At 58.3% G+C, this 15,672-nt stretch carries 12 protein-coding genes and 1 riboswitch; of the genes, 2 read left to right on the plus strand and 10 right to left on the minus strand.

All coding sequences use genetic code 11. The features are described 5' to 3' along the window. Nucleotides 1-161: 161 nt before the first annotated feature. Nucleotides 162-2,525 (minus strand): DNA polymerase II, encoded by a 2,364-nt coding sequence (gene polB, locus EPYR_RS03720; RefSeq protein WP_012667074.1) that lies wholly within the window; start codon nucleotides 2,523-2,525, stop codon nucleotides 162-164. Nucleotides 2,526-2,694: 169 nt separating this feature from the next. Here polB and EPYR_RS03725 point away from each other — a divergent pair, with 169 nt between their 5' ends. After that, nucleotides 2,695-3,456, plus strand: coding sequence for a DedA family protein (locus EPYR_RS03725; protein WP_012667075.1), 762 nt, complete (start codon nucleotides 2,695-2,697; stop codon nucleotides 3,454-3,456). Here the strand turns inward: EPYR_RS03725 and thiQ are convergent. The 4 genes from thiQ to sgrR form a co-directional block, all read right to left on the minus strand. Beyond that, nucleotides 3,436-4,149 carry a thiamine ABC transporter ATP-binding protein ThiQ gene (thiQ, locus tag EPYR_RS03730; protein ID WP_014538596.1) on the minus strand — a complete coding sequence of 238 codons (714 nt, stop codon included), beginning with the start codon at nucleotides 4,147-4,149 and terminating at the stop codon, nucleotides 3,436-3,438. The two genes, EPYR_RS03725 and thiQ, sit on opposite strands and share 21 nt — an antisense overlap. Continuing rightward, nucleotides 4,133-5,743 carry a thiamine/thiamine pyrophosphate ABC transporter permease ThiP gene (thiP, locus tag EPYR_RS03735; RefSeq protein ID WP_014538597.1) on the minus strand — a complete coding sequence of 537 codons (1,611 nt, stop codon included), beginning with the start codon at nucleotides 5,741-5,743 and terminating at the stop codon, nucleotides 4,133-4,135. Before thiP ends, thiQ begins: the two co-directional genes overlap by 17 nt. Continuing rightward, the gene (gene thiB, locus EPYR_RS03740) at nucleotides 5,719-6,705 is read right to left on the minus strand and encodes a thiamine ABC transporter substrate binding subunit (RefSeq protein WP_012667078.1); all 987 of its coding nucleotides are present in this window, start codon (nucleotides 6,703-6,705) and stop codon (nucleotides 5,719-5,721) included. The genes thiP and thiB overlap by 25 nt, the downstream gene beginning before the upstream one ends. Before the next feature lie 38 nt (nucleotides 6,706-6,743). Further along, nucleotides 6,744-6,839, minus strand: a riboswitch (TPP riboswitch). A gap of 278 nt (nucleotides 6,840-7,117) precedes the next feature. Then, nucleotides 7,118-8,812 carry an HTH-type transcriptional regulator SgrR gene (sgrR, locus tag EPYR_RS03750; RefSeq protein WP_012667080.1) on the minus strand — a complete coding sequence of 565 codons (1,695 nt, stop codon included), beginning with the start codon at nucleotides 8,810-8,812 and terminating at the stop codon, nucleotides 7,118-7,120. A gap of 255 nt (nucleotides 8,813-9,067) precedes the next feature. Between sgrR and EPYR_RS03755 the strand changes: the two genes are divergently transcribed. Further along, nucleotides 9,068-10,273, plus strand: coding sequence for a sugar efflux transporter (locus tag EPYR_RS03755; protein WP_012667081.1), 1,206 nt, complete (start codon nucleotides 9,068-9,070; stop codon nucleotides 10,271-10,273). 51 nt (nucleotides 10,274-10,324) lie between these two features. On the opposite strand, the gene leuD is transcribed toward EPYR_RS03755, so the two are convergent. The 5 genes from leuD to leuL all read right to left on the minus strand — a co-directional run bounded on the left by leuD (nucleotide 10,325) and on the right by leuL (nucleotide 15,192). Continuing rightward, nucleotides 10,325-10,930 (minus strand): 3-isopropylmalate dehydratase small subunit, encoded by a 606-nt coding sequence (leuD, locus tag EPYR_RS03760; protein ID WP_012667082.1) that lies wholly within the window; start codon nucleotides 10,928-10,930, stop codon nucleotides 10,325-10,327. Between the two features lie 9 nt (nucleotides 10,931-10,939). Then, a complete protein-coding gene (gene leuC, locus EPYR_RS03765) occupies nucleotides 10,940-12,337 on the minus strand; it encodes a 3-isopropylmalate dehydratase large subunit (RefSeq protein ID WP_012667083.1) in 1,398 nt (465 codons plus the stop codon). 4 nt (nucleotides 12,338-12,341) lie between these two features. Beyond that, complete coding sequence (gene leuB, locus EPYR_RS03770) at nucleotides 12,342-13,430, minus strand: 3-isopropylmalate dehydrogenase (protein WP_012667084.1); 1,089 nt, start codon at nucleotides 13,428-13,430, stop codon at nucleotides 12,342-12,344. A gap of 1 nt (nucleotide 13,431) precedes the next feature. Continuing rightward, nucleotides 13,432-15,000 carry a 2-isopropylmalate synthase gene (leuA, locus tag EPYR_RS03775; protein ID WP_012667085.1) on the minus strand — a complete coding sequence of 523 codons (1,569 nt, stop codon included), beginning with the start codon at nucleotides 14,998-15,000 and terminating at the stop codon, nucleotides 13,432-13,434. Between the two features lie 93 nt (nucleotides 15,001-15,093). Further along, entirely contained in the window at nucleotides 15,094-15,192 is a 99-nt protein-coding gene (gene leuL / locus EPYR_RS21505) for a leu operon leader peptide (protein ID WP_366206270.1), read from the minus strand. Nucleotides 15,193-15,672 lie beyond the last annotated feature (480 nt).

Here is a 15,672-nt window from a genome sequence, read left to right on the forward strand (position 1 = left end):
TCGATTCTCGTCTAGTGTTTCAGGCAACAGCACTGCTGCCAGGCAACTGGCCTGGCAATGAATGACAGCAAAGATATCAACATGGCAGCAGCTTCAGATATGAGGGTGTAAATACACAGGCAGCCTCATATGGTACTGGAAGGCTGCCCGTTCGTCACCTGTCAAAACAAGCCTAACTGCCCGGTCACCAGGGTAGCGAAGTCATCCTGCATAAACGGCAGGATCCCGTCAGCCACCGGCTGCAGCTGGCGCGTCAGGTAATGATCGTAGTCCAGCGGAGTGATACGCGCCTCCAGCGGTTCCGGGCCTGAGGTGGCGATCACGTAGCGTATATGGCCGCCTTTTTGATATTGCAGCGGTCGCCCCAGCTTCTGGTTCTGCTCATCGGCAATACGGGCGGCACGCACATGCGGCGGCACATTGCGCTGATAGTCGTCCAGCGGGCGGCGCAGACGTTTACGGTAAACCAGCTGTTCGTCCAGCTCGCCATCCAGCAGCTGACGCACGGTTTCCCGGATATAATCCTGGTAGGGTTGCCCGGTGAAGATTTTCAGGTACAGCTCCTGCTGAAATTTTTGCGCCAGCGGCGTCCAGTCGGTACGCACCGTTTCCAGCCCTTTAAACACCATGCGCTGGTTGCCGTCGCGACGAATTAATCCGGCATAGCGTTTCTTACTGCCCTGTTCGGCTCCGCGAATGGTCGGCATCAGGAAGCGGCTGAAGTGGGTTTCGTACTCCAGCTCCAGCGCACTCTCCAGGCCATACTCGCTTTGCAGATGCTGCTGCCACCACTGATTGACCTTCATCACCAGCCGCTGGCCAATGTGTTCTGCCGCCGCTTCATCATGGGCGGTCTTAAGCCAGACAAAGGTCGAATCGGTATCACCATAAATCACGTCGTAGCCTTCTGCCTCAATCAGTTCACGCGTCTGTCGCATGATGTCGTGGCCGCGCAGGGTGATTGACGAAGCCAGGCGCGGGTCGAAAAAGCGGCAGGCGCTGGTTCCCAGCACGCCGTAGAAGGCATTCATGATGATTTTTAGCGCCTGTGACAGCGGTTTATTACCCTGTTTTTTGGCGGCTTCACGCCCCTGCCAGATGTGACTGACAATCTCAGGCAGGCAGTGGATGGTTCGTGAGAAACGTGCGCCGAGGTAGCCGCTGACGGAATCCACCTCTTGCGGGTGCGCCATCCCCTCCACCAGGCCGACCGGATCGATCAGGAAGGTGCGGATAATCGACGGATACAGGCTTTTGTAGTCCAGCACCAGCACCGAGTCATACAGGCCGGGGCGCGAGTCCATCACGTAACCGCCGGGGCTGGCCTGGGGCGCAACGTCGCCAAGATTGGGGGCGACAAACCCGGCGCGGTGCAGACGCGGCAGATAGAGATGCCCAAACGCCGCCACCGAACCGCCGTGACGATCCACCGCCAGCCCGTTAACCGAGGCGCGCTCCAGCAGGAAAGGCATCAGTTCGGTATGCTGGAAAATACGCGTGACCAGCTCACAGTCTTTCAGATTGTAGTGGGCCAGCGCCGGTTTATTTTCAGCAAAACGCTGGTCGATCTCCTCCATACGTTGCCACGGATTATTGATCGCTTTGCCTTCGCCCAGCAGCTGGCGCGATACCGCTTCCAGACTGAAGGAGTCGAAATTCCAGAAGGCGGATTTCAGCGCTTCAATGCCGTCGATAATCAGGCGGCCGCTGGCCTGGGCGAAGAACACGCCGGGCTTAAAGCCGTGCTCACGCCACTCCAGCGTGGCGTTGTGGCCGCGCCCCAGCCGTAGCGGGATGCCGTAGCGGTCAGCATGTTTTTGCAATACGCGCAGATCAAACTGCACCAGGTTCCAGCCTATCAGCACGTCGGGGTCATGACGGGCAAACCACGCATTCAGCTTTTCCAGCAGCTGCGGGCGGCTGTCCACATACTCAAGGTGAAAGTTGATCTGGCTGGCATCGCCATTTTCCGGCCCGAGCATATAGACGTCACGCTGGGCACAGCCCTCCAGGCCGATGCAGTACAGCTCACCGTGGCGAGTGGTTTCAATATCCAGCGATACCCATTTCAGCGGCGGGCGATAGTCAGGATGCGGCTTGAGCCGGGCATTGACCAGACGATCCCCGGCGGGCTGGCCGCTAAACCACACCGCAGCGGTGATAAAGCGCTCCATCAGAAAGCGCTCGGGCGGGCGCACGTCGGCCTCGTACAGCGTGATGCCGTTTTCGCGCAGCCGCTTTTCCAGCTGTTGTAGCTGGCGATGCTGCTTACAATAGAGGCCAACCACCGGGCGCTGATGAAAATCTTTTAGCGCCAGTGCGGCAAAGCGCCAGTGGCGATCCCCCGCCAGCAGCCTGCCGGCCTCTTCCTGCTGGCAGGCCGGGATAAACGCCACGGATTCCTGCGGCGGCAATACCACCTGTTGCGGGCCGCTGTCGGTTGCCAGCCACAGCACCACTTCACTGCCGGCGGGGGTATCGCGCCAGTGGCGGGTTAACAAGAATCCTGCGCGTGCGTCGTTCACTCGGCCTCCTCGGGCGGTTAATTGTTTATAATAGCATGTTTATTTATACAGTGTTGTTGGCGTGCAGCTGCCGATCGCGCCGCCGCTGCCTTGCCGGATAAAATCAGCGCTTGACGCTTTCCGGCGTCCTCTGGACAATCCACAGCTCTGCTTATCAGTTTGGAACAATATGGAAGCCTGGCTGCAACATTTAATTACCCAATCGCTGGTATGGTCGCTGTTCGCTGTCGGACTGGTGACCTTCTTTGAATCCCTGGCGCTGGTCGGGCTGCTGCTGCCGGGTACGGTGATGATGGCCTCGTTCGGCGCACTGATTGGCAGCGGGCAGATGGGGCTTTATCCTGCCTGGGCGGTGGGAACCATCGGCTGTCTGCTGGGGGACTGGACCTCTTATCTGATTGGCTGGCAGTTTAAAGGGCCGCTACACCGCTGGTCGTTTATTAAAAAACACCATAAGCTGATGGATAAGACCGAGCATGCGCTGCACCAGCACAGCATGTTTACCATCATCGTTGGTCGCTTTGTTGGCCCGACGCGGCCGCTGATCCCGCTGGTGGCGGGGATGCTGGAACTGCCGGTGCGCAAGTTTATTCCGCCTAATATTGTCGGCTGTATTCTGTGGCCGCCGCTCTACCTGTTGCCCGGCATTCTCGCCGGGGTGGCGATTGACGTGCCGAAAGATGCCAGCAGCGGCATGTTTAAATGGCTGTTGCTGGGGGTGGCAGTGCTGGTGTGGCTTGGCTTCTGGCTCGGCTGGCGCTGGCTGCGTGCCGGTAAGCAGGATGACTGGGCGACGCCTTACCTGCCCGGTACGCGGCTGCGCTGGCTGGCACCGCTGATGCTGCTGTTGGCCGTGGCAAGTTTTACCGCCATCCAGTTCCATCCGATGATGCCGCTATTCCGCCACCTGCTATGGCAAGTGTTCTTTTAACGCGATCCCCAGCACCGCCGCTTCCGGCACCGCACCGCACTGCAGGCGTGTGGTGCTGCCATCCCAGTAAACCCGACCGTCGACAATCAGCAGGCTGCGCGGGGCGATCTGCGCCGCATCCTCAATGCTGTGCGACACCATCAGCAGGGTAATATTTCGTTCGGCACAAACTTCATCTACCAGCTTCAGCATCTCCTGGCGTAGCGCCGGGTCGAGGGCGGAAAAGGGTTCATCCAGCAGCAGGATCGGCCGTTGACGCACCAGGCAGCGGGCGAGGGCGGCACGCTGGCGCTGGCCGCCGGAAAGCTGGTGCGGCAGGCGCGACAGGTGATCCGTCAGTCCGACGCGCTGTGCGATATCCTGCAACTGATGCTTCTGCTGATGGTTAAGCTTCAGTCCCGGATGCAGTCCCAGACCAATATTTTGCGCCACCGTCAGATGGGGAAACAGGTTGTTTTCCTGGAACAGCATGGAAACCGGACGCTGCGCCGGGGAAGTGGTGCGATGATCGCCGCCGTTAAGCCGCAGATCGCCGCTCTTCGCCGCCAGAAATCCGGCAATCAGGCTGAGCAGCGTGCTTTTGCCCGCGCCGCTCGGCCCGAGGATCGCCAGCCGCTCACCGGCCTGGGCGCTGAAGGTAAAGCGCATCGGCAGATGATGATATAGATAGGTGAGATTAGTCAGGCTTAACATGGCGTCCCGGCAGTTTTTCAATCAGGGTGAAGAGCAGCAGACATAACAGCAACAGCAGCAGAGCGGTGACCGCGCCGTCGCTGCTGCGATAAGAGCCAATCTGCTGATAGAGGTAGAAGGGCAACGTGCGGAAGTCCTCGTTACCGAACAGCGCCACGGCACCAAAATCCCCCATCGACAGCACGCAGGCAAAGGCCAGCGCCTGGGCCAGCGGGCGCTGCAACGCGCGCAGCTCAATCAGCCGCAGGCGGTTCCAGCCGCGAATATCCAGTGACAGACAGAGGCGGTTGTAACGTTCGGCGATATCGCGCAGCGGGTTTTCCAGCACCTTCATCGCATAGGGGATGGCCATCAGCGCATTGGTAAAGGCGACAATGCTGCCTGCGGATTCGGGCAGCCCGACCGTCTGATTCAGCAGCAGGAAAAAGCCGGTCGCCAGCACGATACCCGGCATGGCAAGGATCAGCATGCCGCTCAGCTCCAGCGCCTGCCCCCAGCGCGGGCGCTGATTCAGCCGCAGTTCGCGGCTGCTCCACAGCAGCATCATCGTCAGCAGCACGCACAGGACGCCCGCCGCAATGGCAATGCGCAGCGATGTCAGCATCGCCAGCCACAGCGCGGGTTGCTGTAATACGCCGCTCAGGCTGCGGTTAAGGCCATCGGCCACCACCGCCAGCAGCGGCGGCAGGATCAGCAGCAGGGCGGCGGCAATAATCATGGCATCCAGCACGCGTGCCATCCCGCTGTCCTGGGGATTGCGCCACTCGCCGAGGCTGTTGCTGCCCGCCGGGATGGCTTTACTCAGGCGCTGGCTCAGTAACACCAGCGCCAGGCAGCACAGCATCTGTAACAGCGCCAGCAGGGCAGCACGCCCCGGATCGTAGTCAAAGCTCAGCGCCTGGAAAATCGCCAGTTCAATGGTGGTGGCCTGCGGCCCGCCGCCGAGCGACAGCACGGTGGCAAAGCTGGCAAAGCACAGCATAAAGATCAGTGCGGCAGCGGGCAGGATCTGCCGCCGCAGCCACGGCCATTCGACAAAGCGAAAATGCCACCAGCCGCTTAATCCCAGCTGTGCGGCGAGCTGGCGCTGTTCTGCGGGGATCTGCTGTAGCGCCTGCAGCAGCAGGCGGGCGGCCAGCGGCAGGTTGAAAAAGACGTGCGCCAGCAGGATGCCCTGCAGGCCATACGGGGTGAAGCCGTAGTTGATGCCGGACAGGGCGCAGAGCTGTGCCAGCCAGCCGCTGCGCCCATAGACGCTCAGAATGCCAAACACCGCCACCAGCACCGGCAGCACCAGGGTCATGGCAAACAGGCGCAGCAGGAGACTGCGGCCGGGAAAGCGCCGGCGGTACAGGGCGCGAGCCAGCGGGATGGCCGGCAGCACCGACAGCGTGGCCGACAGCAGCGCCTGCCACAGGGAGAAGCGCAGCACATGCCACAGGTAGCTGTCCTGCCAGATGCCGCGCCAGTCGGTGGCGGGCGCGTTTTGCCACAGGGCAAAAAACGCCAGCACGGCCACGCCGATCAGCAGCAGGGCGGCCAGGCTACCGGGCAGCAGCCAGGCGGGGATTAGCGGCTGACGGCGCGTTGCCATTCGCCGATCCACCGGGTGCGTTGGCACGCCACGTCCTGCGGGCTGTACTGTAGCGTGGTCTTTGGCACCGTCAGGGTAGCGAAACCGTCAGGCAGAGGGGTTTTTATCGCCGGGTACATCCAGTTGCCGGTGGCCATATGCTGCTGGAACGGTTGGCTCAGCACGAACTGCATAAACTGCTGCGCCAGCTGCGGCTGTTTGCTGGCCTTCAGCTGTCCGGCGACTTCTACCTGTAAGTAGTGCCCTTCGCTAAAATCAGCCGCCGCGTAGCGATCCTTCTTCTCTTCAATCAGGTGATAAGCCGGGGAAGAGCTGTAGCTCAGCACCATATCGCTTTCACCTTTCAGGAACAGGCCGTAGGCTTCGCTCCACCCTTTGGTGACGGTGACGGTTTTTTTGCTCAGCTGCTGCCAGGCCTGCGGGCTGTTAGCGCCGAACACCTTCTGCATCCACAGCAGCAGTCCCAGCCCCGGCGTGCTGGTACGCGGATCTTCGTAGATCACTTTGAGCGGGCGATCGCTTTCCACCAGTTCCTTCAGGCTTTTCGGCGGGTTTGGCAGTGTGGTTTTGTCATAGACAAAGGCGAACCAGCCGTAGTCATAGGGAACAAAGGTGCTGTTGTGCCAGCCGCCGGGCACGGTACTGGCAGCCGTATCGACGTTCGACGCGGCAAACAGCCCGGTCTTTTCGGCGGCGTCGAGCAGGTTATTATCCAGCCCCAGAACCACATCGGCCTTGCTGTTTTTGCCTTCCATGCGCAGTCGGTTAAGCAGCGAAACGCCGTCTTCCAGCGCGACAAATTTCACTTCGCAGTTGCACTGGGCTTCAAACGCTTTTTTGACCGCCGGGCCGGGGCCCCAGTCTGCCGCGAAGGAATCATAGGTATAAATGGTCAACGTCTCTTTTGCTGCGAGGCAAGGCAGGGAGAACAGCGCCAGCAGGGGTAACAGTCTTTTTAACACTTTGCGTTCCTTAAATGGAAAATGCGCAAAGGATCTGAGTGAGTGATACTCTCAAATCCCTACGCCGGTATTATCCGGATCAGGTTCGACGGGTTTTTCTCAGCGGAAAACTTGCTGCGCGCCATTGATCCGGCGTCGGGCAGTGCTCGCAATCCTCACATACTTGTTTGTATGCTGCGGTTGCTGCGCGCTGTCCTTCACCGCCTGNATGGCTGCTCGCGGCGTTTTAACGTGCTGCGCGCCATTGATCCGGCGTCGGGCAGTGCTCGCAATCCTCACATACTTGTTTGTATGCTGCGGTTGCTGCGCGCTGTCCTTCACCGCCTGAATGGCTGCTCGCAGCGTTTTGACCTGCTGCGCGCCATTGATCCGGCATCAACATCAGGGTTTTCCGCACCCCGTTGAGAACGGTTTATTCTAGAGGTTTCGCTGTTGTGACGAAAGCCTCTTCGTCAGGTGGGGCAAGCCAGGCGGATTTAAAATCAAACCAGCCCAGAGTATTCATGCGTACGCCGCGCATACTGCGCTGGCCGTGCAGCAGCAGCCAGTGATGGAACAGCGGGTGCAGATAATGGCTGTTGATCAGCTGTTTGCTCCAGTCGGCCAGCGTCAGCTGCTGCTCGCGCCACTGGCGCGCCGTCTCCGGCCAGTCGATAGGTACACAGTGGTGGATCAGCGGCATTTCATACAGCATGGAGAACAGGGAAAACTCCAGCGGCAGCGTGAAGTTGGCGCTACCGAGCCAGAGATCGCTCGGCGCATCGCCGCGATGCCAGCTTTCATAGTCGATCTCCTGGATTATCAGCTCAACGCCGTGTGCGGCGAGGATCGGGCCAAGCGCGTTAGCGATGCCCCGGTGTTCAATATGGTCGCTGTACCAGGTGATGGTCAGTGAGGTCAGAGCACTGGGTTTTTCCGCCGTCTTCATATAGCGACGATGGTGCCAGCGCGGCAGCAGGCCATAAGCCGGGAACCAGTAACGCTGGTAGGCAATCCCGCTGTGATTGAGCAGGGCAATAGGGTTAAAAATGGTGCAGATCCAGCGCCGCAGCTGTTCGTTGCGCCCATGCTCTGAACGCTGATCGAACAGCAGAAAATAGCAGCCCTCTTCCAGACGGCTCTCCTCTGATTTTTCATCGCTGCTTTCGCTTTGTAGTTTGACGCCGGAATAGACCAGTTCGTCGCTGAACTCCGGTAGCACCCAGATGTTGACCTCGTCGATCAGCGCCCGGTAGCCGAAATAATCATCAAAGGCGGCAATACGCAGCTGGCTGTGCTGGTTAAGCTCCACCACGTAGGCTCCGGTCCCCACCGGCTGGCGGGCGAAATTGCGCAGAGAAGGCCATTCTTCAGGCAGGATCATGGCATTAACGCTGGCCAGCAGCCACGGCAGCCAGCCGTCAGGATGATGCAGGTGAATATCCAGCGTCCACGGGCCAGGGCATTCGATGCGTGAAAAGTGGCTGAACAGCGGCTGGGGCATTAGCCGTTGCAGCGTGGTGATCACATCATTCATATCCAGCTCGCGTCCGTGGTGAAAGTGGATGGCCGGACGAATAAAGAAGCGCCAGTGTAGCGGGCTAATCTGCTGCCAGTGATGGGCGATATCCGGCTCGACTTCCCCGTTTTCCTCATTTATCCGCGCCAGGCCGTTGAAGATCTGCCGCGCCAGATGGGTTTCCGAGCGCCTGAGCGGCGTGCCGGGCAGTAAATTGAGCAGCGGGCGGTAATACAGCACGCGCAGAATGTGCTTGCCCTGGCGGAAGCTGCGGCCCAGATGGGAAAGCAGCATCTGGCGTACGCGCCCTCTGTCCCCCACCAGCTGCACCAGCTGGTCGATTTCGTCATGATCCAGCAGTTCCTGTGCGCGCTGCTGCTGTAACGTCGGCCCGGTGTAGCGGAAAGTCAGCGCGGAACGTTTGCCGCGCCCGGCCTCGGCCTGCCACTCCAGCCATCCCTGCTGCTGCATGGCATTGAGCAGATTACGCATATGGCGGCGTGAACAGCTGAGCTGCACCGCCAGATCGCTGAGCGTGGTTTCCTGTGGCTGGCCCTCGCAGCACTGCCAGAGCCGGATAAACTGCTGCTGCAAACGCTTCGACGGCATAAAAGGGGAACTCCGTGTTAAAAGCTGTCTGTTTTTCTTACCCCATATTACGGCGATAATGGCAACAGATGAAAGAGCGGGAGGCATTCATCATCTGAATGGCGTTCTGGCATCTTACCCAAAAGCTTTGGCTTGATAGGGTATTTCTGAGTATGGTGCATTTCACCCGCCAGCGGGCAGACAGGCCGCTGGCTTTTTTCGTGGTTTTTCTTATAAGCTATGGGTTTAGCACTCCGATCAGTTGAGGCATCAGTCATGAAAGCGCTTTGGAGCCGTCGTCGTCGTATTCATCCGGTCTACCTCGCTTTTATGGCGGTTTCTTTTATGGTCGGTATCGCTGGCGCATTGCAGTCACCCACCCTGAGCCTGTTCCTCAGCCGTGAGGTTGGCGTACGGCCATTCTGGGTCGGGCTGTTTTATACGGTGAATGCGGTAGCGGGGATTATCGTCAGCCTGCTGTTGGCAAAGCGCTCGGATAATCAGGGCGACCGGCGCATGCTGATCCTGTTCTGCTGCGTGATGGCCATTGCCAACGCCGTGCTGTTTGCCTTTAACCGCCACTATCTGACGCTGGTTATTGCCGGCGTGCTGTTATCGTCGATTGCCAGCGTAGCGATGCCGCAGATTTTCGCGCTGGCGCGTGAATATGCCGACAGCTCGGCGCGTGAAGCGGTGATGTTCAGCTCGGTAATGCGTGCGCAGCTGTCTTTGGCATGGGTTATCGGCCCGCCGCTGTCGTTTGCCATTGCGCTTAACTACGGTTTTACCGCCATGTTCCTGGTGGCTGCCCTGCTGTTTTTCGTCTGCGTGGCGCTGATCTGGTTCACGCTGCCGTCGGTGCCGCGTGCGGAAAACACCGCAGCGGAGCCTCTCAGCGATATCAGCGGCTGGAAGCATCGCGATGTGCGCATGCTGTTTATTGCATCGGTGTTTATGTGGACCTGCAATACCATGTATGTGATTGATATGCCTTTGTATATCAGCATCGTACTCGGTCTGCCGGATAAACTGGCGGGCCTGCTGATGGGCACCGCTGCCGGGCTGGAAATTCCGGTGATGCTGCTGGCCGGGCATTATGTGAAACGCTTCGGTAAGCGGCCGATGATGCTGCTGGCCGTGGGCTGCGGGGTGCTGTTTTATCTCGGGCTGGTGTTGTTTCATGGCCGCACTGAATTAATGCTGCTACAGCTGCTTAATGCGCTGTTTATCGGCATTATTGCCGGGATTGGTATGATCTGGTTCCAGGATCTGATGCCGGGCCGGCCCGGTTCGGCCACCACGCTGTTTACTAACAGTATTTCCACCGGGGTGATTCTGGCCGGGGTGCTGCAGGGTGTGATGGCGGAAACCTTCGGCCACCATGCGGTGTACTGGCTGGCATCGCTACTGGCGCTGATTTCCTTCGCCCTATCCTGGCAGGTCAGAGAGGCACGGACGGTGAAATCGGTGCCGCTTGCCTGACCGCCAGCCAAAGCCCCCGGGGCGCGCGGCAATCTGCGCGTACCGGGGGGATTAGCGCAGAAATGACGGTTGCTGCCGCTCATAAGCGCTGATATCGGCATCATGCTGTAGGGTCAGGCCAATCGCATCCAGGCCATTGAGCAGGCAGTGACGGCGAAAAGGGTCGATGGCGAACGGGTAAAGGTGATCGCCTGCCTGTACCTGCTGATTTTCCAGATCGACGGTAAAGCGTATTCCCGGCTGTGCTGCCACTAACTGAAACAGTTCATCGACCTGCTGTTCGCTTAACGTCACCAGCAGCAGCTGATTATTGAACGCGTTATTGGCAAAGATATCCGCAAAGCCCGATCCGACAATGGCCTGAATGCCGTAGTCGGTCAGCGCCCACGGGGCGTGTTCGCGTGATGAACCGCAGCCGAAGTTTTCGCGCGTCAGCATGATGCTGGCTCCGCTGAACTCGGGTTTATTCAGCACGAAATCCGGGTTGGCAATCTGCCCTTCGGCATCCAGATAACGCCAGTCGTAGAACAGGTTGCGGCCAAAACCGGTGCGCGTCACCATCTGCAAAAACTGCTTCGGGATAATCGCATCGGTATCGACGTTTGCGGCATCCAACGGCAGCACGATGCCGCTATGTTGAGTCAATTTTTTTGCCATAAAGGTTCCTTACGTCAGGTCGCGGATATCGGCAAAGTGACCGGCTATCGCCGCCGCCGCCGCCATCGCCGGGCTGACCAGATGAGTTCGTCCGCCGCGCCCCTGGCGGCCTTCAAAGTTACGGTTACTGGTTGAGGCGCAGCGCTCGCCCGGCTGCAGGCGGTCGTTATTCATCGCCAGGCACATTGAACAGCCCGGCAGACGCCATTCAAACCCGGCATCAATAAAAATGCGATCCAATCCTTCCGCTTCCGCCTGTGCTTTCACCGGGCCGGAGCCTGGCACCACGTAACCCTGTACGCCCTGGGCAATTTTATGCCCTTTAACGATGGCCGCCGCCGCACGCAGATCTTCAATGCGCGAGTTGGTGCAGGAACCGATAAACACCTTATCAACAGAAACCTCGGTCAGACGAATGCCGGGCTTGAGATCCATATAGGCCAGCGCTTTTTCCGCCGAGGCGCGCTCCACCGGGTCGCTGAAGGAGGCCGGATCGGGGATTGGGTCGCTGACGGCGATCACCTGTCCCGGATTGGTGCCCCAGGTCACCTGTGGCGCAATGTCGGGCGCATCGATAATCACCACCTTGTCAAAGTGCGCGCCCTCATCGGTGTGCAGGGTGCGCCAGTATTCGACCGCCTGCTGCCATTCGGCTTCTTTCGGGGCATAGCGACGGCCTTTCACGTAGCGGAACGTGGTGTCATCCGGGGCGATTAACCCCGCTTTAGCACCCAGCTCGATCGCCATATTGCACAGCGTCATGCGGCCTTCCATGCTTAGCGCTTCCACCGCCGCCCCGCAGAACTCGACAACGTGACCGTTACCGCCGCCGCTGCCGGTTTTGCCGATAATCGCCAGCGCGATATCTTTCGCGGTGATCCCCGCCGCCGTGTGACCTCGTACTTCAATTTTCATGGTTTTGGCGCGTGACTGCTTCAGCGTCTGGGTAGCCAGAACATGTTCCACTTCCGAGGTGCCGATACCAAACGCCAGCGCGCCGAGCGCGCCATGAGTTGAGGTGTGCGAATCACCGCAGACGATGGTCATGCCGGGCAGCGACAGTCCCTGCTCCGGGCCCATCACATGCACAATTCCCTGGAACTGATGACTGAGGTCAAACAGCTGTACGCCGAAGGCCTCACAGTTTTTCATCAGCATCGACATCTGGATACGTGCCATTTCGCCGCTGGCGTTAATATCGCGCGACTGGGTAGAGACGTTGTGATCCATAGTGGCAAAGGTTTTCGACGGTTGACGCAGCGGGCGATTATGGGCGCGCAGGCCGTCAAAGGCCTGGGCTGAGGTCACCTCATGCACCAGGTGGCGGTCGATATAGATCAGCGGCGTTTCGCCGTTGGCTTCGTGCACGACATGGACATCAAACAGCTTCTCGTACAGTGTTTTCATCGTATTATGCTTCGCGAATAAATCGGGCAATCACGCTGCCCATTTCATCGGTGCCGATAGCCTTGCCGTTACCGGCCAGGTCACCGGTACGATAGCCCTCTTCCAGCGCCCGGCTAATGGCCTGCTCAATGGCATCGGCGGCATCGGCCGCGTTCAGGCTGTAGCGCAGCAGCAGCGCCAGTGACAGAATTTGCGCCACCGGGTTGGCGATGTTTTTGCCGGCGATATCCGGCGCGGAGCCGCCTGCCGGTTCGAACAGGCCAAAACCCTGCTCGTTGAGGCTGGCTGAAGGCAGCATGCCCATTGAACCGGTGATCATCGCGCATTCGTCCGACAGAATATCCCCGAACAGGTTAGAACACAGCATGACATCAAATTGTGACGGCGCTTTGATCAGCTGCATGGTGGCGTTGTCGATATACATATGGTTCAGCTCAACGTCCGGGTAGTCCCGCGCCACTTCGCCGACGATTTCGCGCCACAGAATGGAGGATTGCAGCACGTTGGCTTTATCAATCGAGGTCACTTTGTGGCGGCGTTTGCGCGCCGATTCAAAGGCGATACGCGCAATGCGCTCGATTTCAAAACGGTGATAAACCTCGGTATCAAAGGCACGTTCATGCATGCCGCTGCCTTCACGGCCTTTCGGCTGGCCGAAGTAGATGCCGCCGGTCAGCTCGCGCACCACCAGAATATCAAAGCCACGGTCGGCGATATCACGGCGCAGCGGGCAAAAATTTTCCAGTCCCTGGTACAGGCTGGCGGGGCGCAGATTGCTGAACAGTTTGAAATGCTTACGCAGCGGCAGCAGCGCACCGCGCTCCGGCTGTTCTGCCGGGGGCAGGTGTTCCCATTTTGGCCCACCGACCGAGCCAAACAGGATGGCGTCAGCCTGCTCACAGCCTTTCACCGTGCTGTCCGGCAGCGGTACGCCGTGGCGATCGATAGCAATACCGCCGACGTCGTATTCGCTGGTGGTGATCCGCAGATCGAAACGCTGGCGGATAGCGTCAAGCACCTTGCTGGCCTGGGCCATCACTTCCGGTCCGATGCCGTCACCGGGTAACACTGCGATATGGTAAATGCGAGACATGTTATACGGTTTCCTTCTGATCTTTTACCTGGGACTTGCGCTGCAATTCCTGCTCAACCTGACGTGCGCGCCAGATAGTGTTCAGCGCGTTGACCATCGCTTTGGCGGAGGATTCGACGATATCGGTCGCCAGACCGACGCCGTGGAATTTGCGTCCGTTGTACTGCACCACAATATCGACCTGGCCCAGCGCGTCTTTACCGTGACCTTTGGCGGTCAGTTGATAACCGATCAGTTCGGCGTTGAATTCCGCCATACGGTTAATCGCCTGATAAACCGCATCAACCGGGCCGTTTCCGGTAGCGGCTTCGGTTTTCTGTTCATCGCCGCAGCGCAGCTGCACGGTGGCGGTGGCAATCACGCTGGAGCCTGACTGCACGTTGAACGTATCCAGCCTGAAGTATTCCGGCTCTTCCGATTGCTGATTGATAAAGGCCAGCGCCTCCAGGTCATAATCAAACACCTGACCTTTTTTATCGGCCAGCGCCTTGAACGCGTCGTACAACTTGTCCATGTTGTATTCGGTTTCGCCGTAGCCCATCTCTTCCATGCGGTGTTTCACGGCGGCGCGACCGGAACGCGAAGTCAGGTTTAGCTGCACCTGTTTCAGGCCGATTGATTCCGGCGTCAGAATTTCGTAGTTTTCGCGGTTTTTCAGCACGCCATCTTGGTGAATACCGGAGGAGTGAGCGAAAGCGTTAGATCCGATAATCGCTTTATGTGCCGGGATCGGCATATTGCAAATTTTGCTGACGGTCTGACAGGTGCGGTAAATTTCCTGATGATTGATGCGGGTGTGCACGTTCATCAGCTGACCACGGGTTTTGATCGCCATAATGGTCTCTTCCAGCGCGCAGTTTCCGGCACGTTCACCCAGTCCGTTCATCGCCCCTTCTATCTGACGCGCACCGGCATTCACTGCGGCCAGGGCGTTACCCACGGCCATGCCCAGGTCATCGTGGGTATGCACTGACAGAATCGCTTTATCGATATTGGGCACGCGTGCGCGCAGAGCGCTGAAAATATTGGCGTATTCGTAAGGTAAGGTATAACCCACGGTATCCGGGATATTGATGGTGGTGGCACCGGCATCAATCGCGGCTTCCACCACGCGGCACAGGTCGTCAATCGGCGTGCGACCGCCGTCTTCGCAGGAGAACTCTATGTCATCGGTATAATTACGTGCGCGCTTGATCATCTTCACGGCGCGTTCAATCACTTCCGGCAGGGTGCTGCGCAGTTTGGTGGCGATATGCATAGGCGAGGTCGCCAGGAAGGTGTGAATGCGATAAGCATCCGCCACGCGCAGCGCTTCATAAGCGGCGTCGATGTCTTTTTCCACACAGCGCGCCAGGCCACACACCCGGCTGCTCTTGATCTGGCGGGCAATGGTTTGTACCGATTCAAAATCCCCGGGGGAAGAGACCGGGAAACCGACCTCCATGACATCAACCCCCATACGCTCCAGCGCCAGGGCAATCTGCAGTTTTTCTTTCACACTCAGGCTGGCCTGTAATGCCTGCTCGCCATCGCGCAGAGTGGTATCGAAAATAATGACTTGTTCGCTCATTGGGTGATTCCTTGTCGTCAGTATGTCGCCGGTTTTCGCGAGCATAAAAAAACCCGCGCATCGGCGCGGGTTTCTTAGTTTTGCAAGTCTGAATCAGTGATTGATTCCGCCCACAAGCCTACCGCGCATTGAGAATGCGTTGAGTAGTAGGCCGAGTAGGCGGTTGAAACGAATCATTGGTTCAGACCTCATTAATTCAAAGTGGCAATATTGATACCCGATAACGGTCGGGGCTGTCAACTGAAATGCCCGTACAATGAATGTGCTGCGCAGAAAGCCATAAGGAAATTATTCTGGCGACGGACCAGGCAGCAGCAGAATAGCGAAAAATGATGGCCATGCAGGTCAATCACGGCGGTCATTATCGCCATATTTAGCGCGCTGTTTTTCTTTATGATTATGATTTAGCTTGGTTTATTTTTTTTTGGCACATCGCTTTCACCTGCTGTCAGCGCTGAACATTCTGGATAAATATTCCATCTTTACTCTGAAAGTTAGCATATAAAACTAGAAATTAACGCTGGTTAGAACGGCTAACCGTTCTCTGACCGTGATGTGGTTTTTATAACAACACGATCGCGCTGAAAAATAACGCTGTAGCAGTACATTTCGCTTTTATAACGCTTTATTCTTAGTGTAATTGCCGCTGGCTGGGGGATGAGGCAGAGCCTT

It is taken from the genome of Erwinia pyrifoliae DSM 12163 (assembly GCF_000026985.1).
GTDB classification, from domain to species: domain Bacteria; phylum Pseudomonadota; class Gammaproteobacteria; order Enterobacterales; family Enterobacteriaceae; genus Erwinia; species Erwinia pyrifoliae.